The organism is Kitasatospora sp. NPDC088861, assembly GCF_044750105.1.
Classification (GTDB): domain Bacteria; phylum Actinomycetota; class Actinomycetes; order Streptomycetales; family Streptomycetaceae; genus Kitasatospora.
Window position 1 is genome coordinate 28,322 of sequence record NZ_JBIVJF010000006.1, and the last position, 19,022, is coordinate 47,343.

Here is a 19,022-nt window from a genome sequence, read left to right on the forward strand (position 1 = left end):
ACGGTCAAGCCGACCACAGAGATCCGGTCAGGACCGCTTTCACCACAACCGGGTTCACGTAGTCCGGGGAAGCACGGACCGCATCGCCACCGAATACGTGTCGTGAATTCGGCCGTCGGCCGTCGGCCGCCTCAGAGGCGCACCAGCGCCTCGCGGGTCAGGTCGGCCAGGGTCGGGTAGCCGTCGACCGCCATGAGCAGGTCGGCCTCCGCCAGCAGTGAGCGCAGCACGTGCACGATGCCGTCCTCGCCGCCGAGCGCCAGCCCGTACGCGTACGGGCGGCCGACGCCGACCGCGGTGGCGCCGAGGGCGAGCGCCTTGACGACATCGGCGCCGCTGCGCACCCCGGAGTCGAAGAGCACCGGCAGAGCGCCCGCCGCCTCGACCACGGCGGGCAGCGCGTCCAGGGCGGGCAGGCCTCCGTTGGCCTGGCGGCCACCGTGGTTGGAGCAGTAGAGACCGTCGACGCCGCCGTCCCGGGCCCGGCGGACGTCCTCGGGGTGACAGACGCCCTTGAGGATGATCGGCAGGTCGGTGAGCGAGCGCAGCCACGGCAGGTCGTCCCAGGTCAGCGGGTTGCCGAAGATACCGACCCACTCCAGGATCGCCGCACCCGGATCCTCCTCGGGGGCCTTGGCCAGGCGGGCCCGGAAGACCGGGTCGGTGAAGTAGTTCGCCAGGCAGTGGCCGCGCAGCTGGGGGAAGTTGGAGGTGGCGAGGTCGCGCGGGCGCCAGCCGGTGATCCAGGTGTCCAGGGTGACCACGATGCCCCGGAAGCCGGCCGCCTCCGCGCGGTGCACCAGGCTGGCGGCGAGGTCTCGGTCGGTCGGGGTGTAGAGCTGGAAGAAGCCGGGCGTGCCGCCGAACTCGGCCGCGACCTGCTCCAGCGGGTCGACGGTGAGGGTGGAGGCCACCATCGGCACGCCGGTGCGGGCGGCGGCCCTGGCGGCGGCGAGGTCTCCGTGGCCGTCCTGGGCGCAGAGGCCGATCACGCCGACCGGCGCCAGGAACAGCGGCGAGGGCAGGGTGTGGCCGAACAGGTCGACGGTCAGGTCGCGACGGGCGGCGCCGACCATCATCCGGGGGTAGAGGCCCCACCGCTCGAAGGCCCGGACGTTGGCGCGCTGGGTGTGCTCGTCCCCCGCGCCGCCGGCCACGTACGACCAGATCGACGGGGGGAGGGCGGCCTGCGCCCCGGCCTCCAGCCCGGCGTACGTCATCGGCAGGGCGGGCTGCACCCCGCGCAGGCCCTCGAAGTAGATCTCGTTCTGGTAGTCACCGAACTGCTGGGCCATGGTTCCCAACCTCCTGTTGGTGCGGTGCGGTGCGGTGTCCGTGTGCGGGAGTGACGGGAGTGACGGTTGCGTTGATCTGATGTCTACCGGCCCCTGCGAGCGTTCGGACGTCTTGCCGTAGGTACGTAGGGAGCGTCATCCGTGTTTCGAACGATTGTTGTCCGTACGGCTGTTGCCGGTGCGGCCGTGCTGGTGCCGGTGGTGGGCGCTGTTGCCGTGGGCGCGGGGGCCCCCGTGCGACAGGGCTCGCCGACCGAGCCGTCGGCGCAGGCCTGCGGCGGGTCGGCCGACGTGCACTGCCTCTCGGGGCGCATCGCGTGGAACGGCACCGGTCTCGTCATCCGCTACCGGGGGTGAGGGGTCCGGTCGGCGGTCGCCAGGGCGGCCAGCATCGACGTCACGTCGGCGGCCTCCGGGGCGCTGAGGCGGCTGAGCAGTAGGCGCGCCTTCGCTTCCTGATGCCGGGCGGCGTGGTGGTCGCTGCGGGCGGTCATCGCATGGGCCAACACCAGGTGGGCGAGAGCGCGTTCGCGCTGTCGCCCACCTGCTTCTGCGAGGTCCAGTGCCCGCTCCGCCTGCTGAACGGCCTCGTCGAGCCGTCCGAGCAGGCGCAGGACGTCGGCCAGGCGGCTTCGGGCGGCCGACTCCCGGTTGAGATCGCCGGTGACGCCCGCGCAGCAGATGCAGGACCGCAGCTGCGCCGCGGCGTCGTCGAGTCGGCCCAGTTCCTGGTAGGCGAGGCCGAGGACGTAGTGCACGTACGCGGTCATCGCGACGTCGGCGGTCCCCCCGGGTTCGGCGAGGATCCGCTGACAGGTCTGCACCGCCGTGGCCACGTGACCGGTGCGGATGCGGGACAGGGCCGCGTTCGCGGTGCTCGCCACCTCGCCGGACCGGTGGCCGAGCTGCCGGGCGAGCGCCACCGCCTCGTCGAAGGCGGCGATCGCCTCCTCGTGCCGGCCCTCGGCCTGGGCGATGAGGCCCAGGTCGTTGAGGGCTTGCCGGAGAACGGCCGGGTCCTCCGCCTCCCGGCAGGCTTCGGCCGCCTGCCGGGCCTGTGCGCCGGCCTCGCCGAGCCGGGCCCGGGCCAGCAGGACCGTGCCGAGGAGGAACCGCGACCGGCCCTCCGCGCAACGGTCGCCGGCCGCGACGGCGGCGGCGATCAGCGTGCGGGTGGCGTCTTCCGCTCGGCCGCCGACGGCGCCGAGGCCGAGCGGGCTGAGGGCGATCAGCAGGTTGACGGCCGCCCGCAGGTCGGTCATCGCCGAGGGCCGGCCGTCGGCGAGGGCGCGCAGGGTGTCCGTCGCGACGGCGGCCGCGAGCGCCACGGCGCCGGGTGTCTCGGTCCGGGCCCACCGGCGGGCGTCCGCCAGATCCGCGAAGACCGGGGATACCGGGGAGACCGGGGAGACCGAGGGGCGCAAGGAAGCCGGGGCGACCGGGGAGCGGCCTGGACGGGCGACCGGGGAGCGGCCTGGACGGGCGGCCGGGGAGCGGCCAGGAGGGGCGGCCGGCTGCTGGAGCGGCTCGCCGAAGACGTCGGCGACCGGGTCGCCGGGTACGGCGAGGGTGAAGGCCGTACGGGCGCAGCCGAGCAGATGGGTCAGCAGCCGCTGCTGGGCGCAGGCCCGTTCGTGGTCGCCGGTCCGCAGCGACGCCCGGCGGGCGAAGGCGCGCACCAGGTCGTGGTAGCGGTAGCGCCCGGCGCCCGTCGACTCCAGCAGCGCCTGGTCCACCAGCGACTCCGCGAGCCGCTCCGCCTGGTACTCCGCCAGGCCCAGGACTGCGGCTGCCGATGCCAGACCGAGGTCGGGCTCCGCCCAGGAGAGCATCCGGAACGCCGTGGCCAGGGGTGGTGGGAGCAGCCGGTAGCTGAGCTCGAAGACCTGCTCGATCGCCAGGTCGCCCGTGCGCAGGGCGTCGATGCCCTCGCGGTCGTCGGCCAGGCTCCGGACGAGCTCGGCGATCGGCTGATCCGGGGTGGCGGCGAGCCGGGCCGCGGCGATCCGTACGGCCAGGGGGAGCCGGCCGCAGGCATCGACCAGCATCCTGGCCTGGGGGCCCTGTCCGGACCGGCGTGCCGCGCCGATGACCGAGTCGAGCAGGCCGATCGCCTCGGGCTCGCTGAACACGTCCAGCGCGACGTGCAGGACCGACGGCACACTGGTGAGCACCGTGCGACTGGTGACGATGACCGCGCAGTCCGACGAGCCGGGCAGCAACGGCTGGATCTGGGCCTCGTCGCGTGCGTTGTCCAGGAGGATGAGCAGCCGTCGTCCCGCGCTGGCGGTCCGGAACAGCGCCGACCTGCTTTCGAGGTCCTTGGGCACAACTGCCGCCCGGACGCCCAGCGTTGTCAGGAAGTCCGCCAGGATGTCGGACGCGTTCGCGGGCACCAGGTCGGCGCCGCGCAGGTCCGCGTACAGCCGGCCGTCGGGGAAGTCCGGGCGCACGGTGTGGGCGGCTCGCACCGCGAGGGTCGTCTTCCCCACCCCGGCCATCCCGGTCACGGTCACCAGTCGCAGTGCGGGGCTGGTCCGTCCGGCCGGTGCTCGCCCGGTCAGCGCTTGTCCGATTCCGGCGATGTGGTCCTGCCGTCCGATGAACTGCGCCAGCACCGGGGGGAGTTGGTCCAGGGCCTCACTGTCGGCCGCATCGCCTGCGCCTCGGTCGACGTCTCGGTCGGCGCCTCGGTCAGCGCCTCGGTCAGCGCCTCGGTCAGCCGACGCGGGTGATAACGGTACGTCTGGGCGCAAGTCCGGACCGGGTGCAGCGGTCCTCGATCGCATGGCGGCATCCACACCGAGATCGTGACACAACTCCGTGAGCGCGGGCGCCGGTTCGATCCCCAGCTGCTCGACCAACCGTAATCGAAGCGCGTCGTAGACCGCACGCGCCTCGGACGTGCGCCCTTGCCGCCGCAGCGCGCGGATGAGCAGTTCCTGGAGGCGCTCGTGGAGCGGGTGGTCACCGGCCAGCTGCTCCAGCTCCGACAGGTAGCCGGAGGGAGCGTCGAGGGCCACGTCGAGGGCCACGTCGAGGGCCGCGCCGAGTCCCGCACCGTGGGCCACGTCGAGGGCCACGTCGAGGGCGAGGCGCTCCTCCAGGAGGGTGAGGCGCAGCCTCGAAAGCCGCTCCCGCTCGCGGCACATGAGCGGCCCCGGCAGGCTGGCGAGCGGCTCCCCGCGCCACTGGGCCAGGGCTTCTCCCAGTGCGTTCCGGGCGTCCTGCGGGCGTTCGGCGGCGCACGTCCCGGCCAGTTCCTGCAAGCGCTTGACCCGCCACAGGTCCACGCGGTCCGGCTCGACGGCCAGACGGTAGCCACCCGTTCGGGAGACCAGCACCCTGGGCGCCGTGCGCACGGGCTCCAGCAGGTTCCGCAGCTGCCACACGTAGGTGCGCAAGCTGGTGTCGGGCGCACCGGGCGGCCGGTCTCCCCACAGGCCGTCGATCAGCTCGTCGACCGTCACGACCGCGTTCGGGCGCAGCAGCAGGGCGGCCAGTACCGACCGCTGCTGCGGGCCGCCGAAGTGCAGGTCCGTGCCGGCGCGCCGGACCCGCAGCTCGCCGAGTAACGCGAAGCTCAGCGAATCCTGATCATGATCTGGACGCACGTGTTCCCCTCATCTGGTCGGCCGGGTACCGAACCGGCCATCGGCCTCTGCCTGGTGTTCCGATTGTCGGTGAACGGCCCCGCGTTCTCCCTGCGGACCCGGGCGTACTGTGTCAACTCTGCCCCGGCGGAGGCGGGTTGCTGCGAGGGCGCGCCGACTCCACCACATGAGGACGTACAGGGTCAGGCTGCCGATCAGGCCGGCGCCCGCGCCCTTCGCCGCGTCGGACAGCACCCCTTCGACGACGGCGCTCAGCGGCAGCCCGTCGGCCACCGCCTCCGGGCCGGCGAGCCACCGCCAGGCGTGGGCGACGGCTCCGACGAGCGTGACCAGGGCCATGGCGAGGAGGACGGGGCGCCGGGTTTCGCTGCCAGGCTTCGTGCGGCCCTCAGCGGCGAGGAAGCTGGCCCGCCTCGGCCACACGTACACCGCGATGGCGGCCAGGCCGCCGATCGTGCTCGCGTGCTGCAACGCCCGCGCCCAGGTGAGGCTGCCCACCAACGTGGAGTTGAGCCAGGGCGTACGGGCGACCACGAAGCCGTCGAAGTGGGTGAAGGCGTCCCAGACCAGGTGCGTGGCGATGCCGATCAGGGCGGACAGCACGATCCACCCGGCTCGCCGCGCCAGCGCGCCGGCAGTGCGGAGCCGCGACGCGGCGCTGGGCTCCGGCAGCGGCACCGGCACCGGCACCGGCAGCGGCAGCGGCAGCGGCAGCAGGGACGCCAGCGGGCGTTCGCCGGCGCGGAGCAGTCCCCACAGGGCGAGGGCGTACGGCAGGGCGACGGTGACGGCGCCCGGAGCGCTGTGCGAGGTCGTGGCGTTGACGAACGGTTCGTACCAGGACTGCGCGCTGACGGGCAGTCCCGTGGTGACGACGAAGTAGGGCAGGTCCGGTGCGACGGCTCCGGCAACCAGCGCGGCCCGACTGAAGGGTCTCCGCAGCAACGGCAGTACGGCCGCGGGGTGGGCCAGGGTGAACGGCATGAGCATCCTCTCGCGCAGACCCCAATAGTCCGTCGAACGGAATGCTACGTCAAACGGACTAATGACCTCTGGCGGATGCGCCGCGTCATCCCTCGCGGCTCCGGCTGCGGCGGGCGACCGTGCTGTCGATGCCCAAGGCCCGATAGGCCAGATGGGCCTGAACGCCGTCCGGAATCCGGCATCCTCCCCGTCACGGTCGCCGCGGGTCCGCTCGCAGAAGCCAACCCTCACCACCGGCGAACTCGATGCCCTGGAAGGAAGCACCGAACGCCACCCGGTCGAACCCGACTTCCCGGTGCAGAGAGGTTGTCGTCTTTCCGGGCTTGAGGACTGCGTTCTCGCTGGTCAGGCATAGGGTCGGCGGTCTCGTGGCAGTGGTGACGTGTCGTGTCGTCGCGTTGGTGGAGGTCGAGGATGCCGTCGGTCGTGGGACTGCTGGAACAGCGTGAGCTCACCGCTCGCCGTCGTGTCGACGATCTGCGGGAGGAGGCCGACCGCCTCCAGACGGAGCTGGCCGTGGCCGAGCGGGAGTGGAACGAGTGGGTCATCGCCCGCTCACGCGTTGGCGAGGTACTGGCCCCGGGCAACGACGCCGTCATCGGCCCCGCCGCCTCCGAGGGTCTGCCGGCTCCGAGGGTCTGCCGCCTCCGGGGGTCTGCCGGCTCCTGGTGTGCAACCGGCGCGGCCCGAACCGGCGGAGGCGGCGAAGCCGAAAACAGTGGTGCCGGTGTGGCGCGCGGGGCCGCGGCGGTCAGAGCCGACGACCGCGTCCGCTTTGACCGACTGCGAGTCGATCACGCCCGCGCCCGGCTCCGAGTCCCGCCCGGCCCGCTCGCGGACCCGGCGGCGGAGCCGGTCGTGGAACTCGCGGACCAGATCGTGGTTGCGCCAGCGCCGGAAGAACGCGTAGGCCCGGTCCCACGGTGGGAAGTCGGCAGGCATGGGCCGCCACTTCGTGCCGTTGTCGACCAGGTAGCGGATCGCGTCCGGCATCGCGCGGTGGCAATAAGCCTCCGGTTGCCCACCCCGACCCCGCAGCCAGCCCGGCACCGGCAGCAGTGGCCGGACGACCGCCCACTCGGCGTCCGACATGTCGGTGGGATACCGACGCTCGCGCACCCCGTGGTCTCCGGCGTTCCCGAACCTGTGAGCCAGACAGTCGCACGCGAGAGTGGCCGAAGTGGACCCCACTCCCGCGTTGCCGTAGAAATGCGACAACAGGGCCTCCTGGACCGCACGTTGGCTTCGACACCCTTCGAGCTGCCAAGAGGCCCTGCTCTCATGCACGGCAGCCGCCGCAGTCACCCGATCGACTGACTTCTCGACGAGATCGGGACGACGGCAGTCGCGTCGCTTCTCATGATCGCTGGGGCGGACACATTCGCACTGCCATCCAGGTAGACGGTCGGCTTGGTGACGCCCCGAGGCCGCCTCGCGGGTTCGAGCCCGGTGCCGCGACCGACGAACCCGGCGAAGAGTCGTGTCCTACCGGCTCGAGGCCCGGTCCCCGCCCCGCCCCGCCCCCGCTACGTCCTACTTCTCCTCCGGCTCCCAGGCGCGGAGCAGGTCGAGCAGCCCTGCGTCTCCGTCAACGTGCAAGGAGTCGGCCTGGATCCGGTCGTACAGGTAGAGGACCAGCTCACTGGCCGTGCCGTGGACGGAGGCGCCGGCTGCGTCCGAGTCCTCGTCGGTCGCGGCGGTGGGCGCGGGGATGCGGGTGGTGCGTGCGCCGTCGCCGTCGACGGTGAGGCGCCAGGAGCGGCCCTCGGCGGCGTGGAAGTCGAAGGCCGTGGGCTTGTGCGGCCAGGCACTCGGCGTTCCGCAGACGGTGAACAGGAACTCCTCCACACCGTCGAGTACCACCTCGACCGGCAGCGGCTGCGGGGCGCCCCAGGCGAGCTGGGCGTCGTACGTGTGCACCGCGGTCTCCTGGACCCGGTGCCGGGCGACACCGCCGGAGGTTGGCGGTGACTGCGACGCGGGCCACCACGTCCAGCAACCGCTCTCCGGTCCTGCCTCGCGCAGGGCGCTCAGCAGAAGCTGCGTCGACGTGGCCAACCAGGCCAGCAGGGCCTCACGCTCCCGCGGCACTACCAGAGCGACGCGCGCGGCGACGGCCTCGGCCGGGGGCGCGTCGGCAGGCCCCGCACCGACGATGGCGGCCCAGAAACGGTCTCCCCCGCCCAGGTGCTTCACCAGATCGAACAACGTCCACCCGGGGCAGGTCGGCACCTGTGCGTCAAGACTGGGCGCGGCGGCGACCACGGCGCGGAAGGCGGTCGACCGTTCATCGATCAGTCGCAGCAGGTCAGGGAACTCAAGATTCTTTTCCACGCCGGATGTCTATCACCGTGCTCCGGTGATCGGACAGCGATTTTCACAGTCGCCGCCGGTTGGCCACTGCGGACGTCTCGCCTCCCACCGCTCGGGTGACAAGCTGCGCACTGCTGCGAGGACGCCGGTGGTGGCGGTACGCCAGGCGTCGTGCCTGTGGGTGCCCTGGCCTCGCCGCGCGGCCGGGCACCTCGGCGACGTGACGTCCACCCGGTACGCGCTGTTCGGAGACCTTGTGTCGCGCCTCGAGGACGACTTCGCCATGCGGTGTGCGACCGAGCGAGACGCCCAGGACCGCAGTGAGTACGGTCGTGTCACCGTACCGGCAGATGCGACCGTGTGCGGGACTCGGATCGTCGTCTGCGTGAGCGAGTTCGGGTCGCCGGCCCTGGTCTGCGCGGACAACCCCGGCGCCTTCCTGGTGCTCTGACCGCGAAGGTTCACCGGGTTCGCGGTGGCACGGTCCGGACCGGTTGGACGTGGGTGGACATCCGAGGTTCGGGGAGGCGTGGTGGCGGAGCCGGTCAAGGTCCGGAGACTGGCCGGCCAGGAGGGCCCGCAGTTACAGCGGATTGTGCGGCGTGGCAGTACGGGTTCGGTGCGCTACCGGCGGGCGATGATGTTGCTGGCCTCGGCCGGCGGGAACCGCGTGCCGGTCATCGCCCAGCTGCACCGTCCCCGAGCTGCCGGTCAGCGGAGGAGGCGACCGCTTCGCTTCAGGCGGCCGGCGAGCCCGACGGCCACCACGGTGGCCGGCAGCGCGGCCGCCAGGCACGCCACGACAGCCGCCTCGCCCCACGCCACCGTGTAGGCGTGGGCGAGCAGCGGCGGGGAGGCCAGGGCCATCGCCGCCAGCTCGCGGCCGCCCCGCGATCCACTGGACCAGGTCAGCGCGACACCGGTCGCGGCGAGGACGACCAGCGGCCAGCACCCGTAGTCGGTGCTGACCCACGGCACCCCGTGCGAGGCGATGGCCGCCCGCGGCACGACCACGAGCGCGACCACGGCAGCGGCCTCGCCCGCTCGCCCCGCCGCGACGCCCTCCGCCCGCCGGTCCTGCGGGCAGGCGAGCAGCACGGCCGCCGCCAGAACCATCGCGGCCGGGGTGACCACCGGGTCACCGAACCCCGGCCCGCTGACCACCGCGGCCACCGCGAAGGAGAGCAGCCCGGCCACCGCGCAGGGCACCCCCACGCGCCACCGGCCGGTCAGCGCCGCTACCGCCCCCGCGACCACGACCAGCGACGAGACGAGCAGCGCGCCCCACGCCCCCGACAGGTCGGCTTCGAGTCGCGCCCCCAACGGGGCGGGCGAGGAGACGACGTCGGCGTACCAGGTCAGCAGGTGCAGGCCGCAGGCGGCGGCCGAGGCGGCCAGCGCGAAGGGGTACGCCAGCGCGAGGACCTTCGCGACGGGAGCGGCCGGGCCCAGCCCCATCCGCATCCTCATCGCGTGCGCCGCCAGACCCGCGCCCTCCCGCAGCCGCGAACCCAGCGGCTCGCCCGCGGTCATCTCGCGGAAGGTCGCGACGATCTCCCCGCCGTGGGCCCGGCGGTAGGCGGCGGGATAGAGCCGCAGGACGCGCTCGATCATGCGGAGGCCGCCGGCGGCTTGGCGACGGACAGGCGGCGGGTGGCCTCCTTCGCCGCCGCGGCCAGGCGCTCGGCCTCCACCGCGAGCCGCTCCCGCCCCGCCGGGGACAAGGTGAAGATCCGCCGGGCCCGGCCGTCGACGATCTCCTCGCGGTCGATGTCGATCAGGCCGTCGGCCAGCAGCCGGTCCAGGGCCCCGTACAGCGCACCCGTGCGCAGCGCGACCCGGCCGCCGGTCATCGTCTTGACCTCCTGCGCGATGGCGTATCCGTGCCGGGGCGCGTCCGCGAGGGCGGTCAGCACCATCAGGGTGGGCTCTTGCATCACACGTTCACTCACCTCACGAAGATAGTCACTCCGCCGGACCATCTCAACGCGGTCGGCCGGGGCCCTGAGGTGCGGTGCCGGGGCCTATCGCCGTTCGGCGCGTCATTCGGCGCTCCGTTCGACGCCACGTTCGACGCCCGGTTCCTGCGCGGGCAGGCCGCGGAGCAGCGTGCCGAGGAACAGTTCGAAGCGGGGGGTGCTGTCGCCGAGGTCGAGGGGGTGCTCCTGAACAGCGGTGATGCGCTGACCGCTTGAGCTCGCCTTCGTTTGCCGACAGGTATCGCGGGTGAAGGCGTCGCGGTCTTTGGCATTGCGCGTCAGTGTCGAAGTTCCGGCTTCGGGTCAGGCCGACGGGACAGGGGTGTATCTGGCGAGCATGGTCTCGACGGCCTCTTCGACGGCGTTGTGGATGTCGGAGGCTGCGGGGTTCCAGCCGGTCAGCAGCATGCGGGGCCACAGGACGTAGTTGGCGATCATGCCGAGGAACTGGTTCGCGGCGCTCTCAGCGTCGGACACATCGGCGTTGCCCGCCTCATGCTCGGATTCCAAGTAGTGCTGGACGGAGGCGAAGTAGGGCAGTTTGCCGAGCTGGAACTGCATCCGTCCCAGCTCGGGGAAACGAGGCAGTTCGGCGATGACGATCCGGAACAGGCCTGTCATGCGGGGCTGGCTGATCAGGTCGGCGTAGCGGTGGCCGATGGCTGTCAGCCCGGAGCGCAGATCTCCCGCCTGCGGCCGGGCGGCGGTATCGCCGGCGTCACGCTGCCAGGACTCGGTGACGATGGCCTCGAAGAGGGCCGCCTTGGTGGGGAACCGCTTGAACAGGGTGGACTTCGAGACCCCGGCCGCTTCGGCGATCCGTGCGAGGGAAGTGCCGGCGTAGCCACGGTCCAAGAACAGTTCTGTGGCCGCGGAGGTGATCGCCTCGCGCTTCTGCTGGGCGAGCCTGCGGTGATGCGCGGTGAGTTCTGCTGCCATGCGGAGAGTATGCCGCAGTCCCGAGGCGAGTCACTTGACTCGCCTCGGGGGCCCGCTTACGGTGCACCAACAAGGCGAGTCAAGTGACTCGCATCTGATCTGTGGCACCTGGGCGGATCCTGGTTGTCGCACGGTGGAGGAAGTTCATGACAATCGACAAGATCGCTTTGGTGACCGGTGCGAATCGCGGCCTCGGGCGCAGCGCGGCCATCGCCCTGGCCACACGCGGAGTGCGGGTCGTGGTCACCCACCGCGGCGATGTGGCCGGGGCTGAGAGGACGGCGGAACAGGTGCGGGCCGTGGGTGGGACTGCCGCTGTTCTCCGGCTCGACATCAGCGACGTCTCCTCCTTCGCGTCCTTCACCTCCGAACTGGGCGCGCAGCTGGAGCGCTGGGGTACTTCGAGGCTCGACATCCTGGTCAACAACGCGGGAGTGGGAGTCTTCGGGCCGCTGGAGACTGTCACGATCGACGACTTCGACACGGTGATGGGCACCAACGTCCGGGGCACGTTCTTCCTCATCCAGTCGCTCGTGCCGCTGCTGGCCCAGGGCGGCCAGGTCATCAACGTCTCGACGTCACTGACCCGCCACACCAGCCCCGCCACCTCGGCCTACTCCGCGTCGAAGGCCGCCGTCGAAGCTCTGAGCCGCACCCTCGCCGCAGAACTCGGACCACGCGGCATCCGGGTCAACTCCATCGCCCCGGGGCCGACCGCCACCGACTTCAACGGTGGAGCGATGCGGGACGACGCCGGAATGCGCCAGGTTCTGGCCGGACAGACCGCGCTCGGCCGCGTCGGCGAACCTGAGGAGATCGGCGACGCCATCGCTACGCTGGCCTCCGAGGGACTGCGCTGGGTCACCGCCCAGCGCATCGAGGTCTCCGGCGGCGCTCTCCTGTGACGCCGGGCGACGGTCGGTAGGGAAGCAGGCAGTGACGGCCCCGGCTCACTCCGAGCCGACCGACTCGTCCTCATCCTCATCCTCGTCCAGCTCTGGCGCATCAGGGTCCCGAAGCGGGCTCAGGGCGCCGGCGGCCGGAAGGATGGCGGTGACCACTGTGCTGGACGACCATGATCGTTCTCACCGATAACGGCTGTACCGATGTTCAACTCGGCGCCGCCAGCTACCAGCCGGCCCCCGGCGACGTGGAGGGCTGGGCCTTCGGCGCGGGCGGCCAGCCGAGCGTCACCGCGCCGTAGCACCGACCCGGTACGCGCGCCGCTGCGGACGACCTGCGGCGGCGCGCGCTTGGCGGGCACCGCCGCCATCCTCTACTTCACACTCGTGGTGCACCTGCCCGCCGCACTGGCCCTCTCTGTCAGCCTTGGGTGAGACAGCCCGCTTTGGCGGGTTGGCCTGAGAGGGCCCGAGCAGCAGTTCCACCCCTGGTGACCAGCACCGATCCGTCCGCCCGTGGTGGACGAGGCGTTCACCGCCGTCGAACACGAGCTGGGCACCACGGCCGCAGCCGGGGCGGGGCATAGTGATCAGGTCCATCCACGCCATGCCGGCCAGGACCGGCCGAACCGAGGAGAGCTCACGGTTGCGGAAGGCCGTGGCCCGTCAGGATGACGGCGGTCGCTGGAGGCCCTGGAGGAGCAGGTCGACCAGGCGGCGGGGGTCGTAGCGGGGGTCGTCGTCGCGGCCGGCGCAGAGGTTGCCGATGCCGCGCATCAGTTCGTAGGCCTGCGTTCCGGGCCTGGTCTCGCCGGCCTCGGCCGCGGCGGCGAGCAGTTGGGCGCAGACGGGCACCAGGCGGTCGAGGAAGTAGGCGTGCAGCGCGTCGAAGCCGCCGCCGTCCGATTGCAGCGCGTTGGCGAGTCCGTGTTTGGTGACCAGGAAGTCGACGAAGAGGTCGACCCATTGGCGAAGTGCCGCGAGCGGGGAGTCGGCCTCGGCCAGCAGGCTCGGGCCGGCCTCGGCGCAGGCCTCGACCTGGTGGCGGTAGACGGCGACGACGAGATCCGCGCGGGTCGGGAAGTGGCGGTAGATCGTCCCCGTTCCGACGCCCGCCCTGGCCGCGATCTCGCGGATCGGTGCGTCGACGCCGGAGGAGACGAACACCTCGGCGGCGGCGGCCAGCAGCGTCTGCCGGTTGCGCTGCGCGTCGGCCCGCCTTCCCCTGGCCGGCGACTCCCCGGACCGGGTCTCCCCGGACTGGCCCGCAGTGGACACCACGCTCTCCTCCCGATAGTCATTGACGAAGCGGAACGCTGTTCCGTATAGTAAGTGGAACAAGGTTCCGATTTCAGCATAGCCGAAACCGGACGCTCCCGACCGCCTCGCCCGCCGCCGGCCGCTCAGGCCCGACGGGGAGAGGCCCCTGAAGGGACATGCGCACCATGAGCGAATCGACGCACCCGACCGACACCTTCGGCCCGCCCGTCCCCGTCCTCTCCGTCAGCCCGGTCGTCCTGCCGGTGCCCGGCCGGGCCGTGGACCTGGAGGTGCGGGTCTCCGCGCCGCTGACCGGGAGCGACCTGCCGGTCGTCCTCCTCTCCCACGGCCAGGGCCACTCGAACAACCTCTCCTCGCTGAACGGCTACGCCCCCCTCGTCAACTTCTGGGCCGCGCACGGCTTCGCCGTGATCCAGCCCACCCATCTCAGCTCGACGACGCTGGACCTCGCCCCCGACACCCCCGGGGCACCCATGTACTGGCGGTCCCGGGCCGAGGACATGACGCACATCCTCGACCGGCTCGACGCGATCGAGGCCGCCGTCCCCCAACTCCTCGGACGCCTGGACCACGGCAGGGTCGCCGTCGCCGGGCACTCGATGGGCGGGCACACCGCGAGCCTGCTGCTCGGCGCCCGGCTCACCGACCCCGACGACGGGACGACGGTGGACCTGGCCGAACCCCGGATCACGGCGGGCGTCCTCCTGGCCGCACCCGGCAGGGGAGGTGACGCCCTCACCCCGCTGGTGGCCGAGAACTACCCCTTCCTCTCGACCCCGGACTTCTCCCGGATGACGACGCCCGCGCTCGTGGTGGCCGGGGACAAGGACGCCTCCGCCCACCTGACGGTCCGGGGGCCGGACTGGCACACCGATCCGTACACCCTCTCCCCCGGCCCCAAGTCGCTGCTCACCCTGTTCGACGCGGAGCACGGGCTCGGCGGCATCTCCGGATACGACGTCGCCGAGACCACCGACGAGAACCCCGCACGGGTCGCGCTGCTCCAACGGCTCACCTGGGCCTACCTGCGCACCGCGCTCCACCCCGGCGACCCCGCCTGGCAAACGGCATGCGACGCGCTGACGGCCGAAGCCGACCCGCTCGGCCGGGTCGACTCCAGGTAGCAGCGGCCGAGCGCGTGCGTCATCCGGCGCCGTCCTCGACGACGTGGGGAATCCGGGTCGTGCTCAGCGGCGCCCGGATCCCCGCGAGTGATGGACACAGGCGTGCCGCCGAGAACCGCCGAACCGCCACAGGCACGTGCCGCTACTCGACGGCCGAGACATGGATCACTGGCTCTACGCGCTTCTCCGGCTCCCACCCCGTCGCCTCCTGGTACAGCCGCACCCGGAACAAACCGAACAGACTTGCCGTCACCGCCACACCACCGCCCAGACACAGCGCCGCGCCGCTCATCAGCAGCACCCCGAGCCCCTGGTCGGCCGCTGTGAGCCCCGGGACGAACACCACCAGGGAGAGGGGGAACGACAGCAGAACGGGCATCGCCATCCAACTGGAACCCTGGAAGCTCCATGGGTGCCCGTAGCACGGCACCCTCCCGCCCCGGACGGAAGCGCTCCCTCGGCAGATAGGTGATGTTGCCGTGCACGTTGGCGCTGGCGCCTTCGCCACAGGATTCGTCGTCCTCACGAGTCCTGCCCCCTGTGCGGCCAATCGGAAGCGGAAATGGAATCGGCGGGGGGCCGTGGCCGGGATTGGCGTAGGCCTCGGCTCGGTGAGCAGGTCACCGGCGAGATCGATCGCGGCGTCGGTGCCGGCGACGATGCCGGCGCCGACGGTGGTGACGGTGCCGACAACGACCGGGGCGCCTTCGACCACCACGCTGGAGACGGTGGCGGTGCCGACGGCGGCAGTGAAGAAGTCGATCGGGTCGGGGTTGGCGTGAGGGTGGTCGTTGTCGTTGATCGGGCGGGCATCCGTTGGCGGCTTGGGCCGGGGCAGGGTGGGGTCGGGGGGGCATGCGAGGTGGCCGACGGCTCGACGGTCGATTCGGGAGGCCCGAGGGAGTTGTAGGTGTAGTCGACCGAGGTGTTCTTGCCGTTGGTCCACCGGGACTTGCCCCCACCGATGTCGTAGCCGGAGGACGTGGTGATCGTCTGCCCGGCGGCGACCGGCTCGACCTGCTGGACCGCCAGGCCAGCCGGCTTGTAGCTGAACTTGCGTGCATGCGCGGCGATGTCGGCACTGCTCGCCACCTTGTCGGTGGCGCTGCGGAACGGGGCAGGCCGCTCAGCCGCCGATGTAGGACCCGGAGCCATACTGCTCGGCGTCGCGGCGATAGTTATCCTGCCAATGCGGGAGCTCGTGGCCGCTGCCGGAAAACCTGCGCTGCAGATCCTCGAGAAGGCCACCGGTGCAGACCCTGGAACGCAAGGAGGGCAACCCCGTCCGCCTCATCCTCAAGCCCTGATCCGGGGCCCGCCCCCACACTTGCCCGACTGAGCCGAGCACAGCACCAGGGCGGCAGCCGATCAACTCGGCTGCCAACCCGCGCCCTCTGCTACTGCACCGGCGACACATGGAACGCCGGCTCCGGCGCGGCCGCCCCCTTCGACTCCAGGTACAGCCGCACGCGGAACACCCCATACAGGCTCGCGGACGCCGTCACCCCCACTCCCAGACAAAGAGCTGCGCCAACCATGAGCAGCACCCCGAGACCCCGGCCGGTCAGGGTGAGACCCGCAGCGAACATCACCAAGGACGGCAGCAACGTCACCAGCACGGGCGCCGTCACCGCGCCCGAGCCCTCCGTGAACCGCCCGCGATCCCTCCGGTACGACTCCCGGGCCCGCCGCCGCGCCTCGCGGACCCCGGCCCCGTCGAGCACGACCGCCGGCAGCACCAGATAGCTCGCCAGCGACCACGCCATCCCGACCAGCAACATCGCGCCGACGACTCCCAAGGCACCGACCGGCGCCCACCCCGCAATCGCCCGCCACCGCCCGGCCGCCCGCGCGTAACAGCCCCTGATCGCCACCGGCCGACCCCACAGAGCGTCATCGGCCGCGATGAGCATCACCGCGTTCAGGAACGTGGCGACCACGGCCAGCACCACTACCCCGACCACCCCCAGCAGCACACTCCCCCGACCCGAGCCTCCGCCGAGATCAGTAGCCAAAGCAGCCCACCCACCACCGCCAGCGCAACCCCCGGCAGCAGCACCAATTCCTTCCGCCGCCACACCACCCGTACCAACGCCCGCACGGACCCGCTGTCGCTCAACTATCCACCCCGATCACCCTGATCGCCCATCCACTACTCCAACAGACTGCCCATGTGCCCGTCGTCCACCCGTATCGGCCAGAGGTGGCTCTCGCTGGCAAAGGCCTCCAGGTCGAGGACCCGCAGGACGCCCTCGACAGCGCCGTCGAGGAGTTCGGACGGCTCGAATCCCGGCTCGGTCCGTGTGTGACCCCTTCGGGCACCCCTCGCAACCGCATGGCCTCCACACCAATCCGAGTCACCACGCGCTCCCTGCCCCGCCGACCCACGACGGACGATCTTCCACCGCGCAAGCAACCATCACCGACCGCACTGACAGCAGACGCCGACAACGCCCCGGCTACTCCCAGGGGTCGTCCCCCGACTCCCGTCCCGCGGCCTCGTCCTTGTCGTGCAGGAAGCGCGGATCCTCCACGTCCTGGAGCGAGTCGTCACTGATCGGCCACTTCGGCCACTCGTTGCGCAGCAGCTTGAGCAGGAACTCGACCATCCCACACGGATACACCGACCACTCAAGGTCCCCGCGCGAGTAGACGGCGACTGGCCATCGGTCCGGATCCGGAGACGACGTGATCCAGCAGAAGGTGTCAGCTGCAGCTGAGGTGACCCCCGGAATGTGGACACAGGGGTTCATGCTGCGAGTGAGAGTTTAGCTGCTGCGTGGTGCTGCTGTTCGAACTCCATCGGGGAGAGGTAGCCCAGCGCGCTGTGGCGCCGGCGAGCGTTGTAGTAGGTAAGCCACTGGAATATCTCCAGCCGCGCCTGACTGATGGTCAGGAGCAGCTTCCTGTGCATCACCTCTCGCTTCAGCCCCTGCCACAGGCTCTCGGCCGAGGCGTTGTCGTAGCTCGAGCCGACCCGCCCCATGCTTCTGCGGACGCCGTGCGAGTCGCAGACCCGCGCGAACGCGGCCGACGTGTATTGCGACCCGCGCTCCGAATGAAAGACCACTCCGCCCACGTTCCCGCCACGAGCCGCGACGGCGGCCCGCGGCGCGTCGATGACGAGTTCGGCCCGCATGTGGGGAGCCGTCGACCAGCCGAGCACCCGGCGTGAGCGGATGTCGACGACGCAGGCCAAGTAGAGCCACGTCGCGCCGACCTGGATATAAGTACTAATGTCGCCGCACCAGCGTTCGTCGAGGTCGGTGGCGGTGAAGTCGCGCTGGACCAGGTCCGGGACCGGCGGCGCGACCGGGTCAGGAATCGTGGTGGTCTTCCGGCGGCGCAGGTGGCGGCCGACGATGCCGTGCTTGCGCATCAGCCGCGCCACGCGCTTGCGGTTCACGGCGTGTCCGTAGCCACGAAGTTCGGCATGGACCCGCAGCGCGCCGTAGGTCTCCTTGTGCTCGGCGTGGATCTCCCGGATCTCCTCGACCAGGGCGTCCTCGTCCTCCTGGCGCGCGGCACGGGTCTGGGCGCCGGCCTGCCAGCGGTAGTAGCCCGAGCGGGAGACTCCCAGCACCCGGTACAGCCGCTGCACGCCGACGAGAGCGGCGTTGGAGGAGATGAAGTCCCAGCGGCGGGGCGTCACTTCATCTCCCTGGCAAAATAGGCGGCCGCCCGGCGCAGGATCTCCCGCTCCAACTGCCACTCCTTCTCCGCCTTGACCAGCCGCGCGTTCTCCGCCCGCAATCGGGCCAGCTCGTCCTCGCCCCCGCCGCCGGAGGGTGCTGTCCTCTCTGCCTCGCGCACCCAGGTGCGCAGGGTCTCGTGGTTGATGCTGAGGTCGTCGGCGACGGACTTGAACGTCCGCCTGCCCGCCGATGCCCGCCACAGCGCGACCGCGTCGGCTCTGAACTCCGGGTTGTACTTCGATGGCCTTGCCACGCGGATCTTCACCTTCCTGGATCTACAAGATCCATTGTCAGGTGTGTCCACATCGCCGGGGTCACCTCAGCCGTGCGTGAACACCATGCGAGTTACAGCGATTGCCGCCAGTTGCGGTAGGCGTGCGGGGGCTCAGCGAAGCCTCTGTCGCTGAACGGGTTCGGCAGCGTGCCGCCGAGGGCGCCGAGGAGGAAGTCACCGAAGCCCGCCTCAAAGCGGATCCAGCGTTCCTCCCCGTAGAGGGGCTGGCGTTTGAAGACGACGACGTCCCAGGTGTCCGGGTTCTGGCTGTCGCAGAGCCAGAAGACCACGTCCCCATTGGCGCTGCTCGCGAAGGGGAGAAGCCTCCTGTCTTCCAGGTCCTCCGGGACGGTGCCGGTAGGGGCCGCTGGCTCCTCCCTCGGGTCGAAGTCCAGTCCGTCGACGAGGTCGCCGTACAGGGAGCCGGCCACCGGCGGCGTGCTAACAGCGAGGTACTCGTCCAGCTCGCCGCCGCCGTAGAGCGTGACGAAGTCGCGGTAGTCGGCGGGCAGGCGCAGGCCAGTGGTCTGCGCCAGCTCATCCCAGTCGACGGTGTCGCCCAGGGTGCTCGGCTCCCCAAGCAGGGCCGAGAGGCGGGTAATGGCCGGGTGGACCATGGCGG

Annotated in this window: 19 protein-coding genes and 1 pseudogene; 6 read left to right on the forward strand and 14 right to left on the reverse strand. The window is 71.5% G+C overall.

Translation table 11 applies throughout. The features are described 5' to 3' along the window. Positions 1-131 precede the first annotated feature (131 nt). The 5 genes from ACIP37_RS13470 to ACIP37_RS13490 form a co-directional block, all read right to left on the reverse strand. A complete protein-coding gene (locus ACIP37_RS13470; RefSeq protein WP_400806923.1) occupies positions 132-1,295 on the reverse strand; it encodes an alpha-hydroxy-acid oxidizing protein in 1,164 nt (387 codons plus the stop codon). 344 nt (positions 1,296-1,639) lie between these two features. Beyond that, positions 1,640-4,909 (reverse strand): AfsR/SARP family transcriptional regulator, encoded by a 3,270-nt coding sequence (locus ACIP37_RS13475; RefSeq protein ID WP_400806920.1) that lies wholly within the window; start codon positions 4,907-4,909, stop codon positions 1,640-1,642. A 9-nt stretch (positions 4,910-4,918) separates the two neighbouring features. Continuing rightward, on the reverse strand, positions 4,919-5,893 hold the full coding sequence (locus tag ACIP37_RS13480; RefSeq protein WP_400806918.1) for a DUF4184 family protein: 975 nt from the start codon (positions 5,891-5,893) through the stop codon (positions 4,919-4,921). Between the two features lie 555 nt (positions 5,894-6,448). Beyond that, positions 6,449-6,985: a transposase gene (locus ACIP37_RS13485; protein WP_400806915.1), complete on the reverse strand. Its 537-nt coding sequence runs from the start codon at positions 6,983-6,985 to the stop codon at positions 6,449-6,451. A 441-nt stretch (positions 6,986-7,426) separates the two neighbouring features. Then, positions 7,427-8,227, reverse strand: coding sequence for a maleylpyruvate isomerase family mycothiol-dependent enzyme (locus ACIP37_RS13490; protein ID WP_400806912.1), 801 nt, complete (start codon positions 8,225-8,227; stop codon positions 7,427-7,429). Between the two features lie 130 nt (positions 8,228-8,357). Here ACIP37_RS13490 and ACIP37_RS13495 point away from each other — a divergent pair, with 130 nt between their 5' ends. Then, complete coding sequence (locus tag ACIP37_RS13495) at positions 8,358-8,657, forward strand: hypothetical protein (protein ID WP_363627770.1); 300 nt, start codon at positions 8,358-8,360, stop codon at positions 8,655-8,657. Between the two features lie 81 nt (positions 8,658-8,738). Continuing rightward, positions 8,739-8,897 (forward strand): annotated as a pseudogene (locus tag ACIP37_RS13500) (IS630 family transposase); the annotation flags it as partial. A gap of 20 nt (positions 8,898-8,917) precedes the next feature. Here ACIP37_RS13500 and ACIP37_RS13505 read toward each other — a convergent pair. Both ACIP37_RS13505 and ACIP37_RS13510 read right to left on the reverse strand, forming a co-directional pair. Next, complete coding sequence (locus ACIP37_RS13505; RefSeq protein ID WP_363627769.1) at positions 8,918-9,820, reverse strand: hypothetical protein; 903 nt, start codon at positions 9,818-9,820, stop codon at positions 8,918-8,920. Next, a complete protein-coding gene (locus ACIP37_RS13510; RefSeq protein WP_363627768.1) occupies positions 9,817-10,143 on the reverse strand; it encodes a PadR family transcriptional regulator in 327 nt (108 codons plus the stop codon). Before ACIP37_RS13510 ends, ACIP37_RS13505 begins: the two co-directional genes overlap by 4 nt. On the opposite strand from ACIP37_RS13510, the gene ACIP37_RS13515 reads away from it, so the two are divergent. Next, the gene (locus ACIP37_RS13515) at positions 10,138-10,401 is read left to right on the forward strand and encodes a hypothetical protein (RefSeq protein WP_400806908.1); all 264 of its coding nucleotides are present in this window, start codon (positions 10,138-10,140) and stop codon (positions 10,399-10,401) included. The genes ACIP37_RS13510 and ACIP37_RS13515 overlap by 6 nt on opposite strands. A gap of 87 nt (positions 10,402-10,488) precedes the next feature. Here ACIP37_RS13515 and ACIP37_RS13520 read toward each other — a convergent pair whose 3' ends face one another. After that, positions 10,489-11,124: a TetR/AcrR family transcriptional regulator gene (locus ACIP37_RS13520; RefSeq protein ID WP_400806906.1), complete on the reverse strand. Its 636-nt coding sequence runs from the start codon at positions 11,122-11,124 to the stop codon at positions 10,489-10,491. A gap of 146 nt (positions 11,125-11,270) precedes the next feature. On the opposite strand from ACIP37_RS13520, the gene ACIP37_RS13525 reads away from it, so the two are divergent. Both ACIP37_RS13525 and ACIP37_RS13530 read left to right on the forward strand, forming a co-directional pair. After that, the gene (locus ACIP37_RS13525; RefSeq protein WP_363585498.1) at positions 11,271-12,029 is read left to right on the forward strand and encodes an SDR family oxidoreductase; all 759 of its coding nucleotides are present in this window, start codon (positions 11,271-11,273) and stop codon (positions 12,027-12,029) included. A gap of 170 nt (positions 12,030-12,199) precedes the next feature. After that, a complete protein-coding gene (locus tag ACIP37_RS13530) occupies positions 12,200-12,328 on the forward strand; it encodes a hypothetical protein (protein ID WP_363585497.1) in 129 nt (42 codons plus the stop codon). A 364-nt stretch (positions 12,329-12,692) separates the two neighbouring features. Here the strand turns inward: ACIP37_RS13530 and ACIP37_RS13535 are convergent, their stop codons facing one another. Beyond that, positions 12,693-13,304 carry a TetR/AcrR family transcriptional regulator gene (locus ACIP37_RS13535; RefSeq protein WP_400806902.1) on the reverse strand — a complete coding sequence of 204 codons (612 nt, stop codon included), beginning with the start codon at positions 13,302-13,304 and terminating at the stop codon, positions 12,693-12,695. Between the two features lie 167 nt (positions 13,305-13,471). Here ACIP37_RS13535 and ACIP37_RS13540 point away from each other — a divergent pair, with 167 nt between their 5' ends. After that, positions 13,472-14,431 carry an alpha/beta hydrolase family protein gene (locus ACIP37_RS13540; RefSeq protein WP_400806900.1) on the forward strand — a complete coding sequence of 320 codons (960 nt, stop codon included), beginning with the start codon at positions 13,472-13,474 and terminating at the stop codon, positions 14,429-14,431. 142 nt (positions 14,432-14,573) lie between these two features. Here ACIP37_RS13540 and ACIP37_RS13545 read toward each other — a convergent pair whose 3' ends face one another. The 5 genes from ACIP37_RS13545 to ACIP37_RS13565 form a co-directional block, all read right to left on the reverse strand. Further along, positions 14,574-14,816 carry a hypothetical protein gene (locus ACIP37_RS13545; RefSeq protein ID WP_400806897.1) on the reverse strand — a complete coding sequence of 81 codons (243 nt, stop codon included), beginning with the start codon at positions 14,814-14,816 and terminating at the stop codon, positions 14,574-14,576. Positions 14,817-15,828: 1,012 nt separating this feature from the next. Continuing rightward, a complete protein-coding gene (locus ACIP37_RS13550; protein WP_400806894.1) occupies positions 15,829-16,407 on the reverse strand; it encodes a hypothetical protein in 579 nt (192 codons plus the stop codon). A gap of 483 nt (positions 16,408-16,890) precedes the next feature. Beyond that, positions 16,891-17,040 carry a hypothetical protein gene (locus ACIP37_RS13555; protein WP_400806892.1) on the reverse strand — a complete coding sequence of 50 codons (150 nt, stop codon included), beginning with the start codon at positions 17,038-17,040 and terminating at the stop codon, positions 16,891-16,893. 140 nt (positions 17,041-17,180) lie between these two features. Then, positions 17,181-18,379 (reverse strand): IS3 family transposase gene (locus ACIP37_RS13560; RefSeq protein ID WP_400806982.1). Its coding sequence is split into 2 segments (ribosomal slippage): positions 17,181-18,148 and positions 18,148-18,379, totalling 1,200 coding nucleotides; the frame shifts between segments, so codons are not numbered across the junction. Positions 18,380-18,471: 92 nt separating this feature from the next. Continuing rightward, the gene (locus tag ACIP37_RS13565; protein WP_363624238.1) at positions 18,472-19,017 is read right to left on the reverse strand and encodes an SMI1/KNR4 family protein; all 546 of its coding nucleotides are present in this window, start codon (positions 19,015-19,017) and stop codon (positions 18,472-18,474) included. Between the last annotated feature and the right edge of the window lie 5 nt (positions 19,018-19,022).

Bases quoted from the DNA above. Each gene is read 5' to 3' on its own strand.
- ACIP37_RS13525 (WP_363585498.1), top strand. From the start codon at position 11,271: ATGACAATCGACAAGATCGCTTTGGTGACCGGTGCGAATCGCGGCCTC.
- ACIP37_RS13530 (WP_363585497.1), top strand. From the start codon at position 12,200: ATGATCGTTCTCACCGATAACGGCTGTACCGATGTTCAACTCGGCGCC.
- ACIP37_RS13540 (WP_400806900.1), top strand. From the start codon at position 13,472: ATGAGCGAATCGACGCACCCGACCGACACCTTCGGCCCGCCCGTCCCC.
- ACIP37_RS13480 (WP_400806918.1), bottom strand. From the start codon at position 5,893: ATGCCGTTCACCCTGGCCCACCCCGCGGCCGTACTGCCGTTGCTGCGG.
- ACIP37_RS13555 (WP_400806892.1), bottom strand. From the start codon at position 17,040: ATGGTCGAGTTCCTGCTCAAGCTGCTGCGCAACGAGTGGCCGAAGTGG.
- ACIP37_RS13505 (WP_363627769.1), bottom strand. From the start codon at position 9,820: ATGATCGAGCGCGTCCTGCGGCTCTATCCCGCCGCCTACCGCCGGGCC.
- ACIP37_RS13470 (WP_400806923.1), bottom strand. From the start codon at position 1,295: ATGGCCCAGCAGTTCGGTGACTACCAGAACGAGATCTACTTCGAGGGC.
- ACIP37_RS13510 (WP_363627768.1), bottom strand. From the start codon at position 10,143: ATGCAAGAGCCCACCCTGATGGTGCTGACCGCCCTCGCGGACGCGCCC.
- ACIP37_RS13485 (WP_400806915.1), bottom strand. From the start codon at position 6,985: ATGTCGGACGCCGAGTGGGCGGTCGTCCGGCCACTGCTGCCGGTGCCG.
- ACIP37_RS13545 (WP_400806897.1), bottom strand. From the start codon at position 14,816: ATGGCGATGCCCGTTCTGCTGTCGTTCCCCCTCTCCCTGGTGGTGTTC.
- ACIP37_RS13565 (WP_363624238.1), bottom strand. From the start codon at position 19,017: ATGGTCCACCCGGCCATTACCCGCCTCTCGGCCCTGCTTGGGGAGCCG.
- ACIP37_RS13520 (WP_400806906.1), bottom strand. From the start codon at position 11,124: ATGGCAGCAGAACTCACCGCGCATCACCGCAGGCTCGCCCAGCAGAAG.